Raw genomic sequence first — 25,269 nt, 5'->3', positions numbered from 1 at the left:
GGTGACAACGCACCATTGGCTGATGGTATAGCATTGTATATGCTATTATGTACACTAATCATAGTTAAATGTAATCTTTGTTTAAGGGATTATGTGTATGAATAAAATCTATAGTTGTAATATTTATATGTTATTTATATTTTTATAGATTTTATAAAGCTATAATAAATTATGAATAAGGATATATTAGAAAAAACAGAAGGTCGTGTAAGTTATCATGATTCAGTTGAAGAAATGTTAAAACGTATAAGAGAAGATGGGATGTCCAATGTATTTGATAGATGGACACTACAGGAAAAGATTCGTTGTAAATTTTGTCTACAGGGATTAAGTTGTCAGTTATGTTCTCAAGGACCATGTAGAATAAGTGAAAAAAGCGGACAGGATAAAGGTGTATGTGGCATTGGGCCAGATGCTATGGCTATGAGAAATTTCTTATTAAAAAACATAATGGGTGCAGGTACATATAGTCATCATGCTTATGAAGCTTTTCGTACATTGAAGGCTACAGGAGAAGGAAAGACACCATTTACAATTAAAGATACGGATAAATTAAAATGGATGTGTGAAAAACTAGGAATTGAAGTAAGTGGAGACATAAACAAAATGGCTATACAATTAGCAGAATTACTAGAAGACCAGCAGAAAGTAGATACAGAGCAAAAAAACCTTATGGTAGAAGCATTTGCTCCAAAAAAAAGAAAAGAGGTTTGGAGAAAATTAAATATATATCCTGCTGGGACAGTTCACGAGGAGCAAAACTGTGTGGCTAGTTGTTTAACCAATGTAGATGGAAGTTACAAATCCTTAGCAGCGAAAGCTTTGCGTTTAGGAATAGCTACTATATATAATTCACAAATTGGGCTTGAAATGGTGCAAGATATTTTATTCGGAACACCTATGCCACATGAGGTAAATGTAGACTTAGGTATTATGGAGCCAGAGTATGTAAATATAGTATTTAATGGACACCAACCTTGGGGTGGAGCGGCTACAATACAAAAAGCTAAAATGACTGAAGTTCAAGAAAAGGCTCGAGCAGCGGGGGCGAAAGGGCTTAGAGTAGTAGGTTCTATTGAAACAGGGCAAGAATTACTACAGAGATTTGAAGTAGACGATGTTTTTGTAGGGTTGATGGGTAACTGGTTAACTATAGAGCCACTTTTAGCTACAGGCACAGTGGATGTTCTTGCTATGGAAGAAAACTGTTCACCACCAGCTATAGACCACTATGCTGAAAAATACCAGGCAACGCTAGTGAGCATAAGCACTATTATAGATTTACCAGGTTTACAGCATAAGATTCCATATGATCCTGAAAAAGTGGATGCTATGGCAGATAAACTTATTGATTTAGCAATAGAAAATTTTAAAAAGCGTAAAGATAAAGTTAAACCAATGGTTCCTAAAATTACTCAAAAGGCTATTGCAGGATTCTCTACTGAAGCGGTCTTAAAAGCCCTTGGAAATAAACTTGATCCATTAGTAGACGTAATTGCTGCTGGTAAAATTAAAGGGGTAGTAGCGTTAGCGAATTGTTCAACATTGAGAAATGGGCCTCAGGATTGGAATACAGTGAATCTTACAAAGGAATTAATTAAAAAAGATATATTAGTAGTTGCTGGAGGCTGCGGAAATCACGCATTAGAGGTGGCTGGGCTTTGCACTTTAGAAGCAGCTAATAATATAGCTGGAGAAGGATTAAAAGAAGTTTGCAACCTTTTGAAAATTCCTCCAGTATTAAGCTTTGGAACTTGTACAGATACTGGAAGAATATCAATGCTTGTAACTGCGCTTGCAGACCATATGGATTTAGATATATCAGAGCTTCCAATAGCAGTGACTGCTCCAGAATGGATGGAGCAAAAGGCTACTATAGATGGAATATTTGCAGTGGCTTATGGTGCATATACTCATTTATCACCGGTGCCATTTATGACAGGAGCTCCTAAACTTGTGAAACTATTGACTGAAGATGTTGAGGAAATAACTGGAGGTAAGGTTGCTCTTGGAGATAATCCTATAGAAGTAGCAAATAATATAGAGGAACATATTGTGAATAAGAGAAGAAAATTAGGATTAAGCTAAATATCTGTATAAGCAATTTCTAAGTAAATACTTAAAATTTTAAACACTATTATGAAAAATATGTAAAAATATCAAAATTACAGAATAAATTTATGCTAATTTTGTATATCTATTAATAAAAAGAGGGACTATATGGTGAATTGAGTTTAATTCAAAATTATAGTCTCTTTTTTAAGAGTTTAACAAGTTAACATACTAGTAATTAATGTATAAAGAGATTTAGTATGTTAAAAAATTTAATACATTAATAAGTATTATTTGATATGACATATAGATCAAATGATTAGATTTTATTGCAGATAGTATCACAGATGTTACAATTAAATGATGAACTTTGTTATTTTGTGTAGAAAATTTATATAAAATATTATAGAATTGAGAAGAGAAAGGATGTGAAATTATGAATCCAGTTGCATTTTCAATTTTAGGTTTTGATATAAGGTGGTATGGAATACTAATATCCATTGGAATTATAATAGGACTGTTAGTGGCAAAGGTTAATTGTAAATGGAGAAATATAGATTATGATAACTTGCTAGATATGGTTCTTATTACTTTTCCAATAGCTATTATAGGGGCCAGGCTATATTATGTATTATTTGAATTTGAAAGCTACAAAAATAATCTTATGGATGCATTTAATATAAGGCAAGGTGGACTTGCTATCCATGGAGGAATTATTTTTTCAGTAGTTGCTGCATTAATATACACAAAAAGAAAAAAAATTAGTTTTATTAAATTTGCGGATGTAGCGTTTCCATCTGTTATATTGGCTCAATCTATAGGTAGATGGGGAAATTTTTTTAATGGAGAAGCACATGGTGGACCTGTTAGCTATGATTTTATAAAGCAATTTCCTGAGTTTATCCAAAAAGGTATGAATATAGAGGGAATATATTATCATCCTACATTTTTGTATGAATCTATATGGGATTTACTAATATTTTTAATATTGATGATTTTATTAAGAAAAAGCAAAAAAAATGGAGTAGTATTTTTCACATACATTGGTTTATATTCTATAGGAAGATTTTTAATTGAAGGGTTAAGGACGGACAGTCTTATGATAGGAAATATAAGAGTTGCTCAATTTATTAGTTTAATTGGTATTATGATTTGGATAATTTTTATTATTTCACAGAGGTCTTTATCAAATACGAAAAAATAAAAAGAAAAAATATAATAGTACATTATTATAAGACTTTTATAATGTAAAACTTTTAATAATTGAAAAAAGCGTATCCATACATTTCCCTTTGCCAATTATTTATTATATTATGTAAGTATATAGAAAGCTTATAGTTAAAATATAGTATTGGGGGGAACTGTAATGAAACAAAATATTGTAAGAAATGAAACCAGTAGTTCAAAGGCAATTGAACTTACACAAATGGCTCTTATGACTGCAATAATATGTGTAGCAACTATGTCTATAAAAATTCCAACAGTAATGGGTATTGGATATGACCATTTAGGAGATAGTATGATATTCTTTGCAGCTATTTTATTCGGAAGAAAAAAAGGAGCTATAACATCTGCTATAGGAATGAGTTTGGCGGATTTATTATCTGGCTATGCATATTATGTACCTTTTACGTTTGTAATAAAAGGCATAATGGCATTGATTGCTACAACAATTGCATATAGAGGAAATTACGAAGGTAAAAATATGATCAATAATATATTTGCCTTTGTAGTAGCAGGTGCATGGATGGTATTTGGATATTTTGTAGCAAAGATAATTTTAGTTAAATTTGTATTGTTTAAGGTTGATACTTATAGTGAAGCTTTAGCTTTAGGACTTGCAAGTATTCCAAATAATATAGGACAGGTTACTGTAGGGATATTAATTGCAGTACCATTGATTAAATTACTACAAGGAAAGTTAAATATCAAAAGAAAATAGTTCTAACGTTAATTTGTAAATTTGATTTTGAGCATATTTGTATTATGACTATAAATGGTGTATAATTAAATCGAAATTTGAATAGAGTGCTAGGGGTGCTTAAAAGCTGAGATGGATTTTGCTAATCCTATCCCTTATACCTGATCTGGATAATACCAGCGTAGGAAAGCAGCATATGATATTGTTAGTAAATACTGTTTTTCAGCAGTATTTATTTTTTTATGTTATATATGAAGTTATTAGTATTTAATCTAAAATTATAATCATAAATGAATTTTATTTAAATAATACTTATTAGGTTAAAATAAAATATAGAAGGAGGAATTATTAATGAATTGGTTTAATTTTAAATTTAAATCTCCAAAGTTTGGGGAAGCTTTGAGTACAGTTTCTTCAGATCCAGTTATATACATAAGCATAATAGCCATAATAATTTTAATTGCAGTAATTATACATATGAATAAAGCTAAATTAACTACAAAAATTATGCTTCATGTATCTATGGCTGTGGCTATAGCCACTGTACTAAAAATGTTTAGGATAATGAAAATGCCTATGGGAGGTTCTGTAACTTTAGGTTCCATGATTCCTATTATATTCATAGCTTATATTTATGGTACTAAAGTGGGATGTTTAGCAGGAGTGATATTTGGCGTAATTGATTTAATTTTAGGACCATATGTGGTACATCCAGTACAGCTTATACTAGACTATGTTTTAGCTTTTGGAGTTTTAGGCTTTGCAGGATATTTTAAAAATAATATTTTTATTGGTGGATTAGTTGGCATAGGGTTAAGATTCATATGTCACGTGTTATCAGGAGTTGTTTTCTTTTCTTCGGCTGCAGAAGGTCAAAATGTATGGGTTTACTCCATATTATATAATGGAACGTATTTACTTCCAGAGGCTATAATAGCTGTTGTAATTTTAGCTATAATTCCTGTGAAAAGAATAAAAACACAAATTGCAAGTTCGTTGTATTAATAAAAAGCTTTTAATGAATTTCTTTTATCAAATAGGTTAATAAGAGTAGATAAGTCTATTTATAACAAGTTCTAAGTTTCAGATGAAGTTAAAATTTCATTCGAACTTAGAACTTTGTTTATGTTTTGGAACTATAATTTTATAAGTTTACTATTAAAGCATAATTAACTATATGCTATAATTTTTATACGAAGTAATGTTCTTTATGAAAACTATCAATAGAAAATTGGTGAATAAAGTATATTTTTTAGTTGTTTTCATAATTCAAGTAATTTAATATTTTTTGTAGGATAATCATAAAATAAATAAAAAATAATAGGTAGGTGAGTGTTCAGTGAAAAAGATATTATTAACTGGAGGACAGGGATTTTTTTGTACAAGATTTTATGAAAGATATAAAAATGAATATAAAATATTGTCTACAGGAAGAGAGGATTTAGATATAACAGATGATATAAAAGTAATGAAGGTTTTTAAAGAGTTTAAACCAGATTATGTTATACATGCTGCAGCTATAGCGGTTACGGACTTTTGTAATGAGCATCCAGAAATAGCTCAAAAAATAAATGTAGATGGAGCTATTAATGTGGCTAAGGCGTGTAAAGATGTAGGAGCAAAACTTGTATTTATAAGTTCTGAACAAGTATTTAATGGAAATATAGAAAATGGGCCTTATGATGAAGGACATAGACCAGTGCCAAATACTGTGTATGGTAAAAATAAATTAGAAGCAGAAAGGTTGTTAAAGGATATAATAGATGAATTGTGGATAGTAAGATTTACATGGTTGTTTGGTATGCCAGAAAAAAATTTAAGCATTTCATCAAACATACTTTGGGAAACAGTGGTTTCTTTACTAAAAGGAGAAAAAATATATGCATCTGCAAATGAATTCAGAGGTATGACTTATGTTTTTGAAATGGTAGAAAATTTTAAAAGAGTATTCCAATTACCTTATGATACCTACCATATGGGAAGCTATAATTCTATGAGCAGATATGAAGTAGTAAAATATATATTAACGGAAATGGGATTGAGTAATAGAGTGAATGAGATACTTATAAAAGATGAAGAAAAATATAAAGATTTTCCTAGAGATATACGATTAAATACAAAAAAAATAGAGAAATATGGTATAAAATTTACTTCTACTAGAGATGGGTTAACTAAATGTTTAAAAGACTATAGATTAAGCCTCTTGTAATTAAAATAAATTCTATTGATTTATAGATATATGGCTTAAACTGTAAATAAGAGGACATATAATTATGACTAAAAATAAAACAATATAAGAGAATTATTATAGATGAATGAATATAAACATAAATATGCAAAGATACACAAATATATATTTTAATAGACTTAAAATAGTATTATATTCATAACTGTTTTTTTAAACAGTTTATTAATAATAAGAAATATAAGTACGAAAAAGATGTATTGAAAGGAGTTTTTTTTAATGTTAAATAAGAAATTTGGGAAATATATAGTAGCTACATTAATCTGTGCTATTGCTATTTTGGCTGCAGGTTGTTCTAAAGCTAATAAAAACATAGAGAAACAAGGGGAGAAAAAAGGAGAGAGTAAACAAATCAATACAGAAAAGAAGCCAGGGGATAAAAATCCATTGGTAACTATAGAAATGGACAATGGAAATAAAATAAAAATAGAATTATATCCAGAAATAGCACCTAATACTGTAAGAAACTTTATTTCTTTAGTTAATAAGGGATTTTATGATGGGGTGATTTTCCACAGAGTAATTCCAGAATTTATGATACAAGGAGGAGATCCAGAAGGTGTTGGAACCGGTGGTTCAGGTTATGCAATAAAGGGTGAATTTAGTTCCAATGGCTATAAAAATGATTTAAAGCATGAAAGAGGAATAATATCTATGGCTAGATCCAGCAGACCAGATTCAGCCGGTTCACAATTCTTTATAATGGTAAAAGAAGCTCCTCATTTAGATGGAGAGTATGCAGCTTTTGGCAAAGTAATAGAAGGTATGGAAGAAGTAGATAGAATAGTTTCAGTTGAGAGAGATGGCAAAGATAAGCCTATTAAAGAGGAAAAAATGAAAAAAGTAACTGTAGATACTTTTGGAGTTGAATATAATGAACCAGAAAAACAATAACATTGTCTAAAATGGTGCCTGGCACCACCCGAATTATGTAGAATACATATGTTTTTTAATTAATATAAAAGGAAGATATAGCTAAATTTTTTTTTATAAGCCTACTAAATTTGTGCTATAGGTGCTATAATATCATTGTGATAGTAAAATTACGTACATTTGATAATATTATACTGTGAATGTTTGTATACTACTTTGAGAAAGTAGTTATTCCACAGGTGATATGTGGTTTCAGATGTACGATATTTTAAAAAAGGGAGATGTTTATATGACAAGAGTAGTAGGCACTACAGTGAGAGGGGTAAGAGCTCCTATAGTAAAACAAGGTGATGATTTAGTTAATATTGTAGTAGAATCAATTATAAGAGCTATGAAGACTGAAAAATTTAGCATTAATGATAGAGATATAATAGGAGTTACAGAATCCTTAGTTGCAAGGGCACAAGGAAACTATGCTTCTGTTGAAGATATTGCTGAGGATATAAATAAAAAATTTAAAGGGGATTTTGCAGTTGTTTTCCCAATACTTAGTAGAAATAGATTTTCTTTAATATTAAAAGGTCTAGCAGCTAGCGGCAAGAAAATATATTTATTTTTAAACTATCCATCTGATGAAGTTGGAAATCATTTAATGGATGTAGATAAAATGGACGAGTTGGGAGTTAATCCATATACTGATGTTTTAACAGAAGAGAAGTATAGAAAATTATTTGGGGACAAGGTTACTCATCCATTTACAGGAATTGATTATGTGGAAATGTATAAAAATATTTCTGTAAATAATAATATAGAAATAATCCTTGCTAATGACCCGAGGGTAGCATTAAAATACACCAAAGAAGTTTTAGTTGCTAATATACACGAGAGAAATAGAACTAAAAGATTATTAAAACAAGCTGGAGCTAAAAATGTATATGGAATAGATGAAATATTAAATAGTTCTATCAATGGAAGTGGATTTAATCCGGATTATGGCTTATTAGGTTCTAATTTAGCTACTGATACTACAGTAAAGTTATTTCCTAAGGATTGTAGAAAAACTGTAGAAGATATTCAAAGAGGAATAAAAGAAAAAACAGGTAAAAATGTAGAGGTAATGGTCTATGGTGATGGAGCTTTTAAAGATCCAGTAGGCAAAATATGGGAACTGGCAGACCCAGTGGTATCTCCTGGATATACAGATGGGCTTAAAGGTACACCAAATGAGATAAAGTTAAAGTATATTGCAGACAATGAGCTTAAAAATTTAAATTCTAAAGACATGGCGGAAGCAATGAAAAAGAAAATTATGGAGAAGACAAAAAATGAAAGTTCTGAAGGAGAAAAATTAGGAACAACTCCAAGACAGCTTACAGACCTTTTGGGAAGTTTATGTGACTTAACCAGTGGTAGTGGAGATAAGGGAACTCCAATAGTATTAATTCAAGGATATTTTGATAGTTATGCAGTAGAGTAGCGGATAGCTACTCTTTTTGTTTAAATATTAAAATATTGATAATTTAAATAGGTATTGTTGAATACAAATAATATATAGGATATTATATAAATGAAATATAATGTGCTGTATATATGGCAAGCAGTGGCATTTTTTCATGTATAGTAATAAATTTAAAGATTATAGAGGGAGGTGAACTTTAGAGGAGAGGGATATTTATAATAGACTTTCTCCCTAAAGATGAAAATGAAAGTTAAGAGAATTATAAGTAGATTATTAGTAGCATTAATGATTATGTCTGTGGCAACAGTTTTCCCAGCAAAAAATGCTTATGCAGATTCTTTTAAAGTTGTTACGTTGGGAGCTGATTTAAGCGCAAAACAAAAAGAAGACATGCTTAAATATTTTGGCGTTAATAAAGGAGATGCAAATGTAATAGAAGTTACCAATGAAGAAGAGGTTAAATATTTAGGACAGGTAGCTTCTAAGGAGCAAATAGGTACAAAGGCCATATCATGTTCTTATGTAGAGCCCACAAGCAAAGATGGCTTGAATATTTCAGTAAATAATATATCTTGGGTTACAGAAAGTATGATAAAAAATGCATTAATAACAGCAGGTATAAAAAATGCCAATGTTAAAGTAGGAGCTCCATTTAAGGTGTCAGGTACAGCAGCACTTACAGGTATATTAAAAGGATTTGAAAATAGTAGTGGCGGTAAAAAAATTGATGAAAATAAAAAGAAAGTGGCTAATGAAGAATTGGTTGAAACTGGTAAACTAGGTGACAAAATTGGAAAAGATGAAGCTGCTAAATTAATGAATGAAGTTAAGAAAGATGTTATTAAGAAAAAACCTAAAACAGAAGAAGAAATAAAAAAAATAGTAGTAAACATAACTAATAACTATGGTCAAAAATTAAGCGATGAGGATATAGAGAATATAACTGCTTTGATGAAGAAGATAAATGGCTTAAATTTAGATTTTAGTCAATTGAAAGATCAATTAAATGGAGTAAGCAAATCATTAAAGGATAAATTGAACAGTGAAGAAGCTCAAGGTTTTTTTAGCAAAATAGGATCGGCTATTAAAGGATTTTTTACAGCTATTAAAGATTTCTTTGTGGATCTTTTTTCTTACAATGTAGGAGAAGAAATATATGTTGAAAAAACTTACACAAATTATGTATCTTAAATTAAATTTATTGTTCCGAGCTCTTATGCACATTCAAATAAATAACAAGTCAGTATGCTAGTCTATTTTGCGTCATACTGCGTCAGCAGAAACCGATGATAATCCTACTAGAGCCGTAATTTGCTTCCTTGTCTGACACAAAATATACTAGCATCTTTGAATTGTTATTTCTTTTCATGTACCTTATGCAAGTCATGGAAGAGAAATTTCATAATTCCACCAAATTGTAACTTTTGTGGTTTAATCATATAATTATATAAATATAATTTGAATAAAAAGTATCTGCTAAGCTATAAATAGTAGGTACTTTTTTTAAATGTTATTGTTAATAAATTAACTTGAATATTTGTTTATTTGTTAGTCAGGGTAAATAAGCAATAAGAATGTGATTTAAAAATAAATTTTTAACAATCAATGGACAATAGGATTTATGTAGTGATAAATAGCGATACATGTAAAAAAGTTCATTTTATGTGTATCAAGATTTTAAAGTACTAAATATAATATTATTAAAAGATATAAAAAATATAAAAATTATCAAACTATGATTGACATTTAACAAACAATGTTGGATAATAATATTGTAAAAAATAATATGCCTAGAGAAAATATTTAAAATTACTATAATTCCAAGAATGTTTTGAAAGAGGTGTTTTTAATGAAGGTAACCAACGTTGAAGAATTAATGCAAAAAATATCAGAAGTAAAGATAGCACAAAAGGAATTTGCAAGATTAAATCAAGAACAGGTGGATGAAATATTCAGACAAGCAGCTATGGCTGCAAATATAAATAGAATTAACCTTGCTAAGATGGCGGTAGAAGAAACAGGCATGGGTATTGTTGAAGATAAGGTAATCAAAAATCATTTTGCTTCAGAATATATATATAACAAATATAAGGATGAAAAGACTTGTGGAGTTATAGAAAAGGATGGTGCTTTTGGAATAACTAAAATTGCGGAACCTATAGGAGTAATTGCAGCAGTAGTTCCAACAACTAATCCAACATCTACTGCAATATTTAAGGCTTTAATAGCTCTAAAAACAAGAAATGGTATAATCTTCTCACCACACCCAAGGGCAAAAAAATCAACTATAGCAGCTGCTAAGATTGTACTAGATGCAGCAGTTAAAGCAGGAGCGCCAGAAGGAATAATTGGATGGATAGATGAGCCTTCAATTGAACTTTCACAGGTTATAATGAGGGAATCAGATATAACATTAGCTACAGGTGGACCAGGAATGGTTAAAGCTGCTTATTCCTCTGGAAAACCAGCAATAGGAGTTGGAGCAGGTAACACTCCAGCAATAATAGATGAAACTGCAGATATAAAGATGGCAGTAAATTCAATACTTCTTTCAAAAACATTCGATAATGGAGTAATATGTGCTTCTGAGCAATCAGTAATAGTTGTTGACTCAGTATACAATAAAGTAAGAAAAGAATTTTTAGATAGAGGAGCTCATATACTTACAGGAGATGAAATAGATAAAGTAAGAAAAATTATACTGATAAATGGAAACTTAAACGCTAATATAGTTGGTCAGCCAGCATATAAAATAGCTGAGATGGCTGGAGTTAATGTGCCAGAAACTGCTAAAGTACTTATAGGTGAAGTAAAATCTGTAGAATTTGACGAAGCATTTTCACATGAAAAACTATCACCGGTACTTGGAATGTATAAAGCTAAAAACTTTGATGATGCTTTGGTAAAGGCTGAAAGACTAGTAGAATTAGGTGGATTTGGACATACTTCATCATTATATGTAGACACCATGAAAGGGAAAGAAAATATTGAAAAATTTAGTACAGTAATGAAAACTGGTAGAACTATAGTTAATATGCCTTCATCACAAGGTGCCATAGGGGATATATATAACTTTAAATTAGCACCATCTTTAACCTTAGGTTGTGGTTCTTGGGGAGGAAACTCTGTATCAGAAAATGTAGGACCTAAACATTTACTAAATATAAAGACAGTGGCTGAGAGGAGAGAAAATATGCTTTGGTTTAGAGTTCCAGAGAAAGTTTACTTTAAATATGGTAGTCTTGGAGTTGCACTAAAAGAATTAAAAGAGTTAAATAAGAAGAAGGCATTTATAGTAACAGATAAAGTGCTTTACCAATTAGGATATGTAGATAAAATAACATCAGTACTTGATGAAGTAGGTGTTGATTATAAAATATTTACGGATGTAGAACCAGATCCAACGCTTGCAGCAGCTAAGAAGGGTGCACAGGAAATGTTAAGCTACAATCCAGATACTATAATAGCTGTTGGTGGCGGCTCAGCAATGGATGCTGCTAAGATTATGTGGGTATTATATGAACATCCAGAAGTGAAATTTGAAGATTTAGCTATGAGATTTATGGATATAAGAAAGAGAATTTACAAATTTCCTACTATGGGTGAAAAAGCAACTCTTATATGTGTTGCTACGTCTGCTGGAACTGGTTCAGAGGTCACCCCATTTGCAGTTATAACTGATGAAAAAACAGGAATTAAATATCCTCTTGCGGATTACGAATTAACTCCAGATATGGCGATAGTTGATGCGGAACTTATGATGGGCATGCCAAAAGGATTGACAGCAGCATCAGGCATAGATGCATTAACTCACGCGTTAGAAGGTTATGTATCAGTGCTTGCTTCAGATTATACTAATGGAATGGCATTAGAAGCTATAAGATTAATATTTGAATACTTACCACTTGCCTATAATGAAGGAACAACTAATGTAGAAGCTAGAGAAAAAATGGCCCATGCTTCAACAATCGCAGGTATGACATTTGCAAATGCATTCTTAGGTGTATGTCACTCTATGGCACATAAATTAGGAGCAGCACACCATGTACCACATGGAATTGCCAATGCATTACTTATAAATGAAGTTATAGAATTCAATGCTGTAGATGATCCAAGAAAGCAAGCTGCATTTCCACAATATAAATATCCAAATGCTAAGGAGAGATACGCAAGAATTGCTGACTACCTAGGATTAGGTGGAAAAACAGCAGATGAAAAAGTTATATTATTAATAAAAGCTATAGATGAATTAAAAGCAAAGGTTAATATACCAATGTCTATAAAAGAAGCGGGAGTTTCAGAAGAAAAGTTCTATTTTACATTAGATGATATGTCAGAGCAGGCTTTTGATGATCAATGTACAGGAGCTAACCCTAGGTATCCATTAATAAGCGAAATAAAGCAAATGTATATAAATGCTTTTGGTAAATTAGAAAAATAGATTGTATATACAAATTAGATAAAAAGAAAAGCACTATTCACACTTAATTGAACTGTTCTGCAAAAGGACACATTTCAAATTAAAGGTGAAGGTGCTTTTTTTATTTTATTGATTTTTAAGAATTAAGATAGATGATTAAACCACAAAATGTAACCAAATTTTAACCAAATTAAAGACTTTTGTAACACATTAAGCCATAAAGTATTATAATATATATATCAAGAGGACAAGTTGTAGGAGGCATATAAAATGAGAAATAGAAAAATACGAAAAAATAATAACAAAAAATTTAAAACAAGAAGAATACTATTGGCAGTAAGTGTACTTATGATAGTAACTACGGGAGCTTATTTAACTAAATCCGTTTTAAATAAAAAGTCTAAAAAATCAAACGTACAAGTTTTATCTGAAAAAAATAGTGATAAAAAAGGTTCAAAAGATAAAAATAGCAGAAAACAATATTTAACAGAAGAAGAGCCTAGAAAGAAAGAAATCAAAAAATCTAATCCAGAAGATATATTAAAAGCAGCAAACGTTACAGTAGAGGGAAATAAATATGCATATGATGCAAAAAAAATTGAGGAAACTCTAAAAAGTGGCAAAGCATATGTGGACGGAAAGAAAATAGCATTTTTAACTTTTGATGATGGACCATCTACAACAGTGACACCTAAAATATTGGATATATTAAAAGAAAATAATTTAAAAGCAACATTTTTTATAGTAGGAAATTCTTTAGAAACTTCTGATGGAGCTAAGGAAATATTAAAAAGAACTATAAAGGAAGGACATGCTATTGGAAATCACACTTATTCTCATAATTATAAGCATTTGTACCCAGGAAGATTTGTAAATGCTAATAATTTTATGAATGAAATAGACCAAAATGAAAGAATAATGAAATCAGTTTTAGGAGAGGATTTTCATACTAGAGTAGTAAGATTTCCGGGTGGACATATGTCATGGAAGGGCACAGAAGGTATAGATAAAGTAATGAATGATAGGAATTATGCTTATATAGATTGGAATGCCTTATCAGGAGACGCAGAAGGTAGAAGAAGAACTCCAGAGCAATTGGCAGCACGTGTAAAAGGAGAAATTACTGAAAATTGTAAACCAGATAGAGTTGTTGTATTAATGCATGATACTTACGGAAAAGAAAATACTGCAAAGTCACTTCAAGAAATAATTAATCACTTGAAATCACTAGGATATGAATTTAAAACATTAAAGTAAAATAAGGTGCCTGGCACCTACCGAAATATAGCGAAAAAAGTCAAACACTTAACTTATACACAAGGTGTTTGGCTTTTTTTATCCGATGGATAATAATCTTTAATACATTACCATGTAATGAAGTTCAGTAAATAAAGGTTAAAGTTCTATAGTTATAGGGCAGTGGTCTGAACCTGTTACTTCATTTAATATCTCAGCATTTTCTATATTATTTAAAAAATTATTTGAAACAAAGTGATAGTCTATTCTCCAACCAGTATTTCTTTCTCTTGCCTTAAATCTATAGCTCCACCAAGAATATTTCACTTCTTCGGGATTTAAATATCTAAAGGTGTCTGTGTAGCCATTGGATATGAATTTGTCTATCCAAGCTCTTTCTATAGGTAAGAAGCCTGAAGTTTTTTCGTTAGCTTTAGCATTTTTTATATCCATAGGGGTATGGGCAGTATTGTAGTCACCGCATATAATAAGCCTTTTTCCATGAGATACTTCTTTATTACAATAATCTAAAATGGCATCATAAAATCTCATTTTGTAATTTAATCTTTCTTCATTCATTTGGCCATTAGGAAAATAGATGTTTAGAAGAGTAAATTCTTGAAATTCTGTAATCAAAATTCTTCCTTCAGTATCAAATTCCTCTATGTCTATGCCATGTTTAATGGAAATAGGTTTATTTTTGGTATAAGTAGCTACTCCGCTATAGCCTTTTTTTTCAGCAAAAGAAAAATATGAATAGTATCCTTCAATATTTTTAAGGTTATCATTTAAGTCTTTTTCTTGAAGTTTAGTTTCTTGAATGCATAGTATATCTGGATTATATTCTTGTATAAATTCTAGAAAGTTTTTTTTCATAATAGCTCTTAAACCATTTACATTCCATGAATATATTTTCATAAGTATCACTCCTCGAATAACAAGTTTATAGCAGTTATTTAGCTGCTTATAAACTTATTTATTTTTTATATATAGATTAAGAAAACACTTCTTTTTTATATATAGTACAAATTTATTTTAACATAGAAATATATACATGATTGTATATAAGATTAAACAATGTATTACTGTTTGATAATAGACTAATAGATTACTTAAAAAAATCAATAATAGAATAGTTTAAATTCCGTAAGGGACATTTGTAGTGAATAGTTAATAAATTAATATGTTACTTTTAATGTTAATATATTTTTATAAAATAATCAATTTTATAGATTATTAGAGTTGATAATAGCTATTTAATGTGATAGAATTTTAATATGAGGAATATGTAAGCAAAACTTAGGGTTCTCTACTGGAGCAAACTAGGTTTTATTTTTTTGTGAATGAATTTTTAAATTTATATAGGAGAAGGTGATAGTTATGGACACAGATCCTGGACAGGGACGGAGTATAAAAAATAAAATAAGAAGAGCCATAACTATTAAAGGGATGGCTCTAAAAAGGAGCTGATACCTGTGAACAATAATGTAGAAAAAATATTAGAGCTTATGAAGGAAAAGAAATACGCTGATGTAAGAGAACAAATGGTAAATCTTAACTCGGTCCACATTGGCGAAATAATGGAACAGCTGGATATAGCGGAAGCTATAATCCTATTTAGAACTCTTCCAAAGGATTTAGCAATAGATGTATTTAACTATACCAATAGTGATTTTCAAGAAAAGTTGATATCTTCTATTACAGATAAAGAACTAGAATATATAATGCATGAAATTTATTTTGACGATATGATTGACCTTTTAGAAGAGATGCCAGCAAAAGTGGTAAAAAAGATTTTAAAATATTCTAATGTGGAAGAAAGAAAGCTTATAAATGAATTTTTAAACTATCCAGATAATTCAGCAGGAAGCTTAATGACTATAGAATATGTGGATTTAAAAAAAGATATGACAATACAAAAGGCTATAGAGCATATAAAGGCTACGGGAGTAAATAAGGAAACTATATATACATGTTATGTAATAGGAGATGAAAGAAAACTTGAAGGCATAATATCTTTAAGAAATTTAATTTTAAGCGATTATAGCTTAGAAATTAAGGATATTATGAAAAAAGATATAGTGTATGTGCATACCCATGACGACCAAGAAGAAGTAGCACATGTGTTTAAAAAATACGATTTAATAGCAGTGCCAGTGGTTGATTCGGAGGGTAGACTTACGGGGATTATTACAGTGGATGATATAGTGGATGTTATTGAACAAGAAAATACAGAAGATTTTCAGAAAATGGCAGCTATGGCTCCTTCAGAAGAAGAGTACCTAAACACTGGAGTTTGGAAACTTGCTAAAAACAGGCTTATGTGGCTTATTATACTTATGATATCTGCAACTTTTACCGGTGGAATAATAAAGAGATTTGAGGATGTACTCCAATCCGTTGTTATTTTAACTGCATTTATACCTATGCTTATGGATACTGGCGGAAATGCAGGTTCTCAATCTGCAACTTTGGTTATAAGAAGTATTGCATTAGGAGAAATAAAAGGTAAAGACACATTGAAGGTAATTTGGAAGGAATTTAGAGTAAGCTTAATAGTTGGTGTAGTTTTATCCTTCATAAACTTCCTTAGACTTTATTTTATAGAAAAAGTGTCCTTAAACATATCTATTACTGTTTGCTTGACACTTGTATTTACAGTAATTTTAGCTAAAATTGTAGGAGCTATTTTACCGATATTAGCTAAAAAGCTAAAGTTGGATCCTGCTATCATGGCAAGTCCTTTGATAACAACTATAGTAGATGCAGCATCACTTATAGTATATTTTTCTGTTGCAAAATTAATGCTTGGTATATAGTTTTTTAATATAAGCAATAGATGATTTTATAAAATTTAAGTTTAGTTATACAAAGGAGAATAAGATGAAAAATAATGTTGAAAATAAAAATATCGAAATGATGAAAAAATTAATAGAAGAGAAAAAGAAAAGGGGTTCTCAAGGGATAAATGGTTTAAGACCGCAAAAGAATATAGGTGGAACTAGAAAAGCCATAAGAAACAAGAAAACTGGAGGCTTATTTGATAAGTAGAGAAGGAGAATTCAATATGGAAGATATTAAACTTTACCCCATACAAATAGGGCGTAATTATGGATTTATGGACAATAAGGGACAAATATGTATAGAAGCTAAATTTGATTATGCAGAAGAGTTTCAGAAAGGCTTGGCTATAGTAGCCATAGGCGATTACTACGGTTTTATAAATAAAGAAGGTAAATATGTGGTGAAACCTGAATATGACGAAGTTTATGAGTTTAGCGAAGGCTTAGCTACAGTGGAGTTGAAAGGTACAAAAGGCTATGTGGATATTAATGGGCATGTGGTTATAGAGCCTAAATATAAAGAAGCTATGGACTTTTCAGAAGGATTAGCAGCGGTACAATTAGGATATAAATGGGGATATATAAATAAAAATGATGAGATGGTAATAGAACCAGAGTTTTTAGATGCTTTTGATTTTAGTGAAGAGTTAGCGCTAGTTCAATCTGGTGGCAAGTTAGGATATATAAATAAAGAAGGAAATATGGTAATAAAGGCTGAATATAATTGTGCTCATAATTTTAGCGAAGGTTTGGCTTCAGTTCAAATAGGGAGTAACTTTGGATACATTGATAAAACAGGAAAAGTAATGATTGAGCCTAAGTACTACACAGCAAATGATTTCAGTGAAGGTTTGGCTGCCGTTGAGTATAATAATAAATACGGATTTATTAACAAAAATGGAGATATGGTAATATCAGCAAAATACCATTGGGCAGACGACTTTTATGAGGGATTTGCAGCAGTAGCCATTGGAGATAAGTATGGCTTTATAAGTAAAGAAGGAAAAGAAGTAGTTGAAGTAAAATATGACAATGTAGGAACTATTGGTGAAGGACTAATATCCGTAGAAGTACAAGGAAAATGGGGATATATAGATATGGAAGGAAACTTTGTAGTGGAACCTAAGTTTCAAGAAGCAGGAGTGTTTGAACAGGGCATTGCTAGAGTTCAATGTGGTAAGAAAATAAATTATATAGATAAAAATGGACAATTAATTCTAAAATAAAAAGTAATTATTTATATTATAAAAATACCATCTTAGGAATAGTTTCAATTCCTAGGATGGTATTTTTATAATGTATTAAATTATACAATTTGATTATTTAAATTAGAAATTAATTGGTACATGAATTTCTGTTCATGGGTAATATGCTCCAATAAAGTTTGCCAAACCTTATCCTCTTTACCATAGGAACGAATCTTAGGAAGTAGTTCTAGAAAATGCATGTCGTGTAAAAGGAATTCATTTAAAAGTTCCTTAATTTTAAAATATGTGCCATAATTAAAAGGGGTTTTCATGAGTATAGTAGCCTTTTGTTTTAACATAGAAAACATTTTATTTACATGCATGAGATTGTCTATTATTTCTTTAGGCAAATTCTTTTTTGTAAGTTCCCCTACAGTCCTTATGAATATTGGATGTTCACTGGAGATATCACTCCATAGTAAAATTTCATTAAAGATACAGTTTAAATTATTAGCATAAGTATAACAATACATATAAACCCTCCCAAACAAGTTACAATATTATTCTATGCATTTGTATTAGGTTTTGATATTGATAATTTTCTGAATTCAGGTAATGTAATGCTTTTTGTGGGATAATCATATTTATATTTTTTTATTTATCCAACTGTAGTTAAAAGTTATATGTGAAAGCTTCATGACTTTTAACAAAGATTAAAATTATGTAGATAAAACACTTTAAAAAACAATAAAATAATTTAGTTTAAAATGATAAATATATAAGTAATATAGAAAAATATATAAAAATGAGTTAAACTATAAAAGGAAATTAGGCAAATTTGTATATGGAAAGATAAGGAGTACTTATTATGATTAAATTACTTTGGTATACGTATTTTGTAATATATCTTTTGTTTATTAGTATAATTGCAAAACTTAAGCTGTTTGTTTTGGTAAGAAAATCACAGGATTTAGCAGATGAATATGCTTATTCAATGATTAGAAAAGCATCCAAGCATATTTTAAAAATGTCTAAGACAGAAACACAAGTAATGGGATTAGAGAATATACCACCGGAAACTTGTGTTTTTATGTGCAACCATCAAGCAATTTTCGATGGGTTTCTTTTAATGGCAAATATAAATAGAATCACAGGTTTTATAGCTAAAAAAGAAATAACTAAACTACCGCTTATTAGAAGTTGGTTAAGGTCAATTCATTCAGTTTTCATTGATAGAAGTAATCCACGAGAAGGATTAAAGGCTTTAAATGAGGGGGTAGAAAATTTAAAAAAAGGATATTCATTAATTATTTTTCCAGAGGGTACTAGAAGCTTAAAATCTCAAATGGGCGACTTTAAAAAAGGAAGTATGAAATTACCTATTAAGGCAGATGTACCTATTGTACCTATTACTATTGACGGTACATATAATGTTTTAGAAGTGGGCAATAAGGTAAGAGGTAATAAAGTTAAAATGACTGTCCATAAGCCTATATATTTAGGAAATTTATCTCCAGAAGATAAAAAGAATTTAGCACAAAATATCCATGATATAATAGAAAAAGCACTTTAATAATATAGGTATCATTAAAGGCTGTTGGTTAATACCAACAGCCTTTAAATTATTCGTTAGTTTTTTCTTCTTGAAAATTTTCAGTGTTTTCTTCCATATTGTTATTTTCTTCTCCTGTAGAGTTTGGGGCATCTTCACATTCTTCACAGCCAGGGCATTCTTCACAAGATTCTGATTGGCAATTGTTATTTCTATTAATCAATTTATTAATAGCAAATACACCAGCTGAAAGAATAGCTAAAGCACCTAATGTTTTAGCGATACCACTTCTTTTTTTAGCCATATAAAGACCTCCTTTTAAAACAAACTATGTATTAAGACTAATTATACTATATTTTGAAAATGTTTTGAATATGTATTGCCAATTAAATGATAATATTTATTAATTGTACATATATTTTTTAAATAAAGTAATATTTAAACATAGATATTTTTAAATATTACTTTTACACTGATGAAAAATAGTTTACTTAGGCAGATTTTATTTTTCAGCTATTGCTAAAGAACTTTCTTAAGATTTTCATCAAATGGAGGATAGATAATGCCTTTTTCAGTAACTATGGCGGTAATGTTTTGATGAGGTGTTACATCAAAAGAAGGATTATATATTTTAACATCTTTTGGGGCTGTCCACACACCAAATCTACAGGTTACCTCTTCAGGGTCTCTTTCTTCAATTGGAATATCTTCTCCACAAGGAGTGTTTAAATCTATACTAGGGGTAGGTGCGGCTATATACATAGGAATATCAAAATATTTAGCTAAAATAGATACTCCGAAGGTACCTATTTTGTTGGCGGTATCTCCGTTTGCAGCTATTCTGTCGCAGCCAACGATAACTGCATCTATTTTTCCTTGACTCATAACCACAGCAGCCATATTGTCTGTTATTGTTGTCACATCTATGCCAGCCATTTGGAGCTCTAAAGCAGTTAGGGTAGAACCTTGAAGTCTTGGTCTAGTTTCATCAGAATATACTTTAAAATTCCATCCTTTTTCTTTTGCTAAATACATAGGAGCCGTGGCAGTGCCATATTTTGAGGTGGCAAGTTGACCAGCATTGCAGTGAGTTAAAATACCATCTCCATCTTTTAAAATAGTCAATAGATTTTCACCTATTTTTCTACAAATTTCTATATCTTCTTTGTGTAGATTCTTTGCCTCATTTTTTAAGATGGATTTTATTTTGCTAACAGGCTTATTTTTAGATTCCATAGCTTTATTTAACATTCTGTTTAAAGCCCAAGATAAATTTACAGCAGTAGGTCTACTAGAGTTTATATATTTACATTTTTCTTTCATAATATTAAAAAAAACTTTGAAATTGCTTTCAGGTATGTCTTTTATGGAAAGATATATACCGTAAGCTGCCGTAACGCCTATAGCAGGAGCACCTCTAACTACCATATCTTTTATGGCATCATATATACCATCTCCATTTTTATATACTATGTAGTTAATGGTGTTTGGAAGAATTCTCTGGTCTAAAAGAGAAAGTTCGTCCTTTTCATCATCCCATTTTAGGGAAATTAGTTCTGACATGTGAAAATACTCCTTTCCTTATATGAATACTATATATAAAAATTCAACAAAGGAAGGCTTAATCCTTTAATCATAAAAATGTATTTAAATTATAGTTATGTATGCAATACTAATTTTACATATAAAGCACTAAGGCACATTTAAATAAGTATAAGAAATAGGAAACATATAATGTAAAGCTTAAAATTTATATGCTAAAGTTGAGTTGGTATATATTTAATTATATTATCATAAAATAGCATAAGACTAATTAAAAGAGAGGAATATATGAGGAAATTAATAGATTACTACATAGATATGGATGAAAAGGCAGAGGAGATTTTAAAAAAAGGACAGTACTTGGGAAAGGGACATAATGGTATAGTTTATTTGCTACCTGATAATAAAATCATGAAGATTTTTATGGAACCTAAGGTGTGCTTGGAAGAGTATAGTATATTTAAGAATGTAGCTACTAGCAAGTACTTTCCAAAGACATATAAACATGGAGAATACTATATAATAAGAGATTATGTAGGTGGTGAGAGGTTAGATTACTATATAATAAGAGAAGGTATTGATAGAAACATATCTGTTAATTTAATAAAATTAATAAAGGAATTTAAGAGACTTAATTTTACTAGGCTTGATATAAGATGTAAGGATATTTATGTTCAAGAAAATAAGTCTTTAATGGTTATAGATCCTAAAAATAGTTATAATAAAGAGGTTATTTACCCTAGACATTTAATGAAAGGTTTAAATAAAATAGGTGTTTTAGGAGATTTTTTAAAGGTGGTAAAAGAGGAAGAAATGGAGTACTATAATTTGTGGAATTTTAGAATTAAAAGATACTTAGACAGAAATATTAAATAATTATTAAATTAAATACAAGGGGCTGCTGCATTAAGAAATTCATATACAAAATATTGGTTTGAGATTTAGTAGCAAACACAATGTGTTGTAGAATTTATTCTTATTGTCACAGCCCCTTTGAGATTTAAGGTACATTAAAAGAAATAATAATCCAAAGATGCTGGTATATTTTGTGTCAGACAAGGAAATAGGTTCCGCCTTTGGTAGAACTATCGGCGGGTTCTGCTGAACGCAGTATGACGCAAAATAGACTAGCATACTGACTTGTTATTTATTTGAATGTACCTAAACTAGTTGTTTTTATAAATCATGTTTTGACAATAATTTATTATGTCACTTCTCTTTATAATGCCAATAAATATTCCTTGGTCATCTACAACTGGTACAAAATTTTGATCTTTAGCTAGATTTATTAAACTACTTATGTCTGAGTTTATTGATACTGCCTTGTTCTTTACACGTCTTGAAATATCTTTTACAAAAATATCGTTTGTTTTGTTAAAATCCAAAGTGTTTAAGCTTTTTATTTTCCATAGGAGATCACCTTCAGTTAAAGTGCCTACATATCTTCCGCTATCATCTATAAGAGGAACTGCAGTGTAGCGATGAAACTCCATTTTTTCTAAAGCTTGCCTCATAGTAGAATTTATATTTAAAAAAACCACATCTGTCTTTGGAGTAAGAAAAAAAGCTACATTCATATTAATAACCGTCCTTTGATTTATATTTTAAAAACATCTCATAATTCTATTATAATATTAACTTGTTCATTTATCATTAACATTTTGTTAATAAAATATAAAACTTGTGAAAAAACCCATAAGTTAATAAAATAGTATTGTTTACTTTGACAGCTTTTAATTTAAAGTTTATACTATAATATATGAAAATAAATGTAAATTACAGGTAAAAAATATATATGCACGTGTAGAAATTGGTCTTGTGGGGCATATATATATAAAATACTTGCATTTATAGTATAAATTAAGTTAATATAAATATATAGTTCAATTAAGAACGCATGTTTGTGAAATGCTTTTAGATTGGAGGCAGCATAGTGTGGTTAATAATAAAATAGATAATAAAATAGATGATAATAAAATAAATGGCAATAAAATAAATTATGATGTTACAGACTTAACCTCATTAGAAAAACTAGAACCTGTTAGAATTAGACCAGGTATGTATATAGGTTCTACAGGTTCTAGAGGACTTCATCATTGCCTTTGGGAGATATTAGATAACGCTATAGATGAAATAACCAATGGATTTGGTGATACTGCAGAAGTAGTTTTAAATAAAGACAGTAGTATTACTGTAAGAGATAATGGAAGAGGAATTCCTACAGGTATTCATCCAATTAAGAAAAAGTCTGGTGTGGAGATGGTTTTTACAGAACTACATACTGGTGGAAAGTTTAATAATAAAAATTATAAAACCTCAGGAGGCCTGCATGGAGTTGGTTCATCTGTAGTGAATGCGCTTTCAAAATGGATGGAGGTAGAAGTTTTTCAGGGTGGAAAAATACATAGACAGAGGTTTGAATATGCTTATGATAAGGAACTAAAAAAGGATATGCCAGGAACAGCAGTGACTCCACTTACCCAAGTAGGAGAAACTAAGGAAACTGGAACAAAGGTTACTTTTTTACCAGATAACAAGGTGTTTTCTACCACTGAATTTAAATTAGAAATAATAGATGAGAGACTTCAGGAGCTAGCTTTTCAAAATAAGGGAATAAGGCTTATTTTAAAAGATAAAAGAGGAGAAAATGAGACTTCAAAAGAATATCATTCTGAAAGAGGTCTTTTAGATTTTATGGATTATTTAAATGAAAGTAAAACTCCAATTCATAAAGAACCTATATTATTTGAAGATGAAAGAAAAATAGGAGAAAATAATGTTTACGCAGAGGTCTGTATACAATTTACAGACTCTACTACTGAATATATAGCTAGCTATGTAAATAATATACCTACTACAGAGGCAGGCACTCATGAAACTGGGTTTAAGACAGGCATGACTCGTGCCTTTAAAGACATGGCTAAAAAGTTGAATCTCATGAAAGAAAAAGATGATTTTGAAGGAAACGACTTAAGGGAAGGACTTACAGCTATATTAAAAGTCAAAATAACGAATCCCATATTTGAGGGACAAACTAAAACTAAACTGGGCAACAATGAAGCTTACACTGCATTAAACGATTTAAGCTATAATTGTTTATGTGCTTGGATAGAGGATAATAAAGAAATGGCAGCAAATATAATAAATAATGCTGTGGCTGCTGCAACTAGAAGAGAAAAAATAAAGAAAATAAATGAAGCGGAAAAGAAAAAGGTAGGAAAAGGTACAGCTCCTTTAGCTGGAAAAGTAGCTGTTTGTACTATGAGAAATATTGACTCTAGAGAATTCATAATTGTGGAGGGAGATTCCGCTGGTGGCAGTGCTAAGATGGCTAGAGACAGAAGATTTCAAACCATAATGCCTTCCAAAGGTAAGATTATGAACACGGAAAAGCAAAAATTAGAAAATGTACTTGCCAGTGAGGAACTTAAAATATTTAATACAGCTATAGGTACTGGAGTTTTAGACAATTATGATGAGAAAGATCTTAAATACGATAAAATAATAATATTAAGCGATGCAGATGTGGATGGATATCATATAAGAACTCTTTGGATGACCTATATTTATAGATATATGAGACAGCTTATAGCCAAGGGGCATTTATATATAGCTCTTCCACCTCTTTACAAGGTATATAAGAATGGTAAGGGTAAGGGTGGAGGCATAGAAAAATACGCTTACAGTGATGAAAATTTAGAAGAGGCAAAGAAAATTGTAGGAAGAGGCGCAAATATTCAAAGATATAAGGGACTTGGTGAAATGAACCCTGATCAGCTTTGGGATACTACATTAAATCCTGAAACTAGAATCCTTCAAAGGGTTACTATTGATGATGCAGCAAAGGCAGAAAAAATGGTTTCTCTTTTAATGGGTGAAGTGGTAGAACCTAGAAGAAACTATATGTATAAGCACGGAAAGTTTTAAAAGCCTAATAAG

The 25,269-nt window shown here is 30.1% G+C and carries 21 protein-coding genes and 1 riboswitch; of the genes, 16 read left to right on the top strand and 5 right to left on the bottom strand.

What is annotated here, in order from left to right:
* Positions 1-171: 171 nt before the first annotated feature.
* The 10 genes from cooS to CC89_RS08305 all read left to right on the top strand — a co-directional run bounded on the left by cooS (position 172) and on the right by CC89_RS08305 (position 14,227).
* On the top strand, positions 172-2,088 hold the full coding sequence (gene cooS / locus CC89_RS08350; RefSeq protein WP_035291018.1) for an anaerobic carbon-monoxide dehydrogenase catalytic subunit: 1,917 nt from the start codon (positions 172-174) through the stop codon (positions 2,086-2,088).
* 400 nt (positions 2,089-2,488) lie between these two features.
* Entirely contained in the window at positions 2,489-3,256 is a 768-nt protein-coding gene (gene lgt / locus CC89_RS08345; RefSeq protein WP_035291017.1) for a prolipoprotein diacylglyceryl transferase, read from the top strand.
* 162 nt (positions 3,257-3,418) lie between these two features.
* Positions 3,419-3,994 (top strand): ECF transporter S component, encoded by a 576-nt coding sequence (locus CC89_RS08340; RefSeq protein ID WP_035291016.1) that lies wholly within the window; start codon positions 3,419-3,421, stop codon positions 3,992-3,994.
* Positions 3,995-4,075: 81 nt separating this feature from the next.
* Positions 4,076-4,178, top strand: a riboswitch (TPP riboswitch).
* Between the two features lie 146 nt (positions 4,179-4,324).
* Positions 4,325-4,978: an energy-coupled thiamine transporter ThiT gene (gene thiT / locus CC89_RS08335; RefSeq protein WP_051931604.1), complete on the top strand. Its 654-nt coding sequence runs from the start codon at positions 4,325-4,327 to the stop codon at positions 4,976-4,978.
* A gap of 334 nt (positions 4,979-5,312) precedes the next feature.
* Positions 5,313-6,182, top strand: a complete 870-nt coding sequence (locus tag CC89_RS08330) for an SDR family oxidoreductase (protein WP_035291015.1) — start codon at positions 5,313-5,315, stop codon at positions 6,180-6,182.
* Between the two features lie 438 nt (positions 6,183-6,620).
* Positions 6,621-7,112, top strand: coding sequence for a peptidylprolyl isomerase (locus CC89_RS08325; protein ID WP_035291327.1), 492 nt, complete (start codon positions 6,621-6,623; stop codon positions 7,110-7,112).
* A 268-nt stretch (positions 7,113-7,380) separates the two neighbouring features.
* Entirely contained in the window at positions 7,381-8,568 is a 1,188-nt protein-coding gene (locus CC89_RS08320; RefSeq protein WP_035291014.1) for a coenzyme F420-0:L-glutamate ligase, read from the top strand.
* Between the two features lie 225 nt (positions 8,569-8,793).
* Positions 8,794-9,741, top strand: coding sequence for a DUF1002 domain-containing protein (locus CC89_RS08315; protein ID WP_051931643.1), 948 nt, complete (start codon positions 8,794-8,796; stop codon positions 9,739-9,741).
* A 658-nt stretch (positions 9,742-10,399) separates the two neighbouring features.
* Positions 10,400-12,991, top strand: coding sequence for a bifunctional acetaldehyde-CoA/alcohol dehydrogenase (adhE, locus tag CC89_RS08310; RefSeq protein WP_035291013.1), 2,592 nt, complete (start codon positions 10,400-10,402; stop codon positions 12,989-12,991).
* 249 nt (positions 12,992-13,240) lie between these two features.
* Positions 13,241-14,227: a polysaccharide deacetylase family protein gene (locus tag CC89_RS08305; protein WP_035291012.1), complete on the top strand. Its 987-nt coding sequence runs from the start codon at positions 13,241-13,243 to the stop codon at positions 14,225-14,227.
* 138 nt (positions 14,228-14,365) lie between these two features.
* Here the strand turns inward: CC89_RS08305 and CC89_RS08300 are convergent, their stop codons facing one another.
* A complete protein-coding gene (locus CC89_RS08300) occupies positions 14,366-15,124 on the bottom strand; it encodes an exodeoxyribonuclease III (RefSeq protein WP_035291011.1) in 759 nt (252 codons plus the stop codon).
* A 557-nt stretch (positions 15,125-15,681) separates the two neighbouring features.
* Here CC89_RS08300 and mgtE point away from each other — a divergent pair.
* From mgtE to CC89_RS08290, 3 genes are all read left to right on the top strand, one after another.
* A complete protein-coding gene (gene mgtE / locus CC89_RS08295; RefSeq protein WP_286161316.1) occupies positions 15,682-17,025 on the top strand; it encodes a magnesium transporter in 1,344 nt (447 codons plus the stop codon).
* Positions 17,026-17,089: 64 nt separating this feature from the next.
* Positions 17,090-17,257, top strand: a complete 168-nt coding sequence (locus tag CC89_RS20485) for a hypothetical protein (protein ID WP_185750706.1) — start codon at positions 17,090-17,092, stop codon at positions 17,255-17,257.
* Positions 17,247-18,275: a WG repeat-containing protein gene (locus tag CC89_RS08290; RefSeq protein ID WP_502685623.1), complete on the top strand. Its 1,029-nt coding sequence runs from the start codon at positions 17,247-17,249 to the stop codon at positions 18,273-18,275. The genes CC89_RS20485 and CC89_RS08290 overlap by 11 nt, the downstream gene beginning before the upstream one ends.
* Before the next feature lie 80 nt (positions 18,276-18,355).
* Here the strand turns inward: CC89_RS08290 and CC89_RS08285 are convergent, their stop codons facing one another.
* Positions 18,356-18,769 carry a DUF2935 domain-containing protein gene (locus tag CC89_RS08285; protein ID WP_035291010.1) on the bottom strand — a complete coding sequence of 138 codons (414 nt, stop codon included), beginning with the start codon at positions 18,767-18,769 and terminating at the stop codon, positions 18,356-18,358.
* A 335-nt stretch (positions 18,770-19,104) separates the two neighbouring features.
* On the opposite strand from CC89_RS08285, the gene CC89_RS08280 reads away from it, so the two are divergent.
* Positions 19,105-19,809: a lysophospholipid acyltransferase family protein gene (locus CC89_RS08280; protein WP_035291009.1), complete on the top strand. Its 705-nt coding sequence runs from the start codon at positions 19,105-19,107 to the stop codon at positions 19,807-19,809.
* Positions 19,810-19,858: 49 nt separating this feature from the next.
* Here CC89_RS08280 and CC89_RS08275 read toward each other — a convergent pair whose 3' ends face one another.
* Entirely contained in the window at positions 19,859-20,092 is a 234-nt protein-coding gene (locus CC89_RS08275; protein ID WP_035291008.1) for a hypothetical protein, read from the bottom strand.
* Positions 20,093-20,307: 215 nt separating this feature from the next.
* Positions 20,308-21,351 carry an S-methyl-5-thioribose-1-phosphate isomerase gene (mtnA, locus tag CC89_RS08270; RefSeq protein WP_035291007.1) on the bottom strand — a complete coding sequence of 348 codons (1,044 nt, stop codon included), beginning with the start codon at positions 21,349-21,351 and terminating at the stop codon, positions 20,308-20,310.
* 267 nt (positions 21,352-21,618) lie between these two features.
* On the opposite strand from mtnA, the gene CC89_RS08265 reads away from it, so the two are divergent.
* On the top strand, positions 21,619-22,206 hold the full coding sequence (locus tag CC89_RS08265) for a hypothetical protein (protein WP_035291006.1): 588 nt from the start codon (positions 21,619-21,621) through the stop codon (positions 22,204-22,206).
* A 290-nt stretch (positions 22,207-22,496) separates the two neighbouring features.
* Here CC89_RS08265 and CC89_RS08260 read toward each other — a convergent pair whose 3' ends face one another.
* On the bottom strand, positions 22,497-22,907 hold the full coding sequence (locus tag CC89_RS08260) for a CBS domain-containing protein (RefSeq protein ID WP_035291005.1): 411 nt from the start codon (positions 22,905-22,907) through the stop codon (positions 22,497-22,499).
* A 400-nt stretch (positions 22,908-23,307) separates the two neighbouring features.
* Between CC89_RS08260 and CC89_RS08255 the strand changes: the two genes are divergently transcribed.
* A complete protein-coding gene (locus CC89_RS08255; RefSeq protein ID WP_035291319.1) occupies positions 23,308-25,257 on the top strand; it encodes a DNA gyrase/topoisomerase IV subunit B in 1,950 nt (649 codons plus the stop codon).
* Positions 25,258-25,269 lie beyond the last annotated feature (12 nt).

Origin of the sequence: Clostridium sp. KNHs214 (assembly GCF_000744935.1) — a bacterium.
Lineage (GTDB): Bacteria > Bacillota > Clostridia > Clostridiales > Clostridiaceae > Haloimpatiens.
Note: the sequence above shows the minus strand (reverse complement) of the source record. Positions and strands in the feature narration are given on the sequence as shown.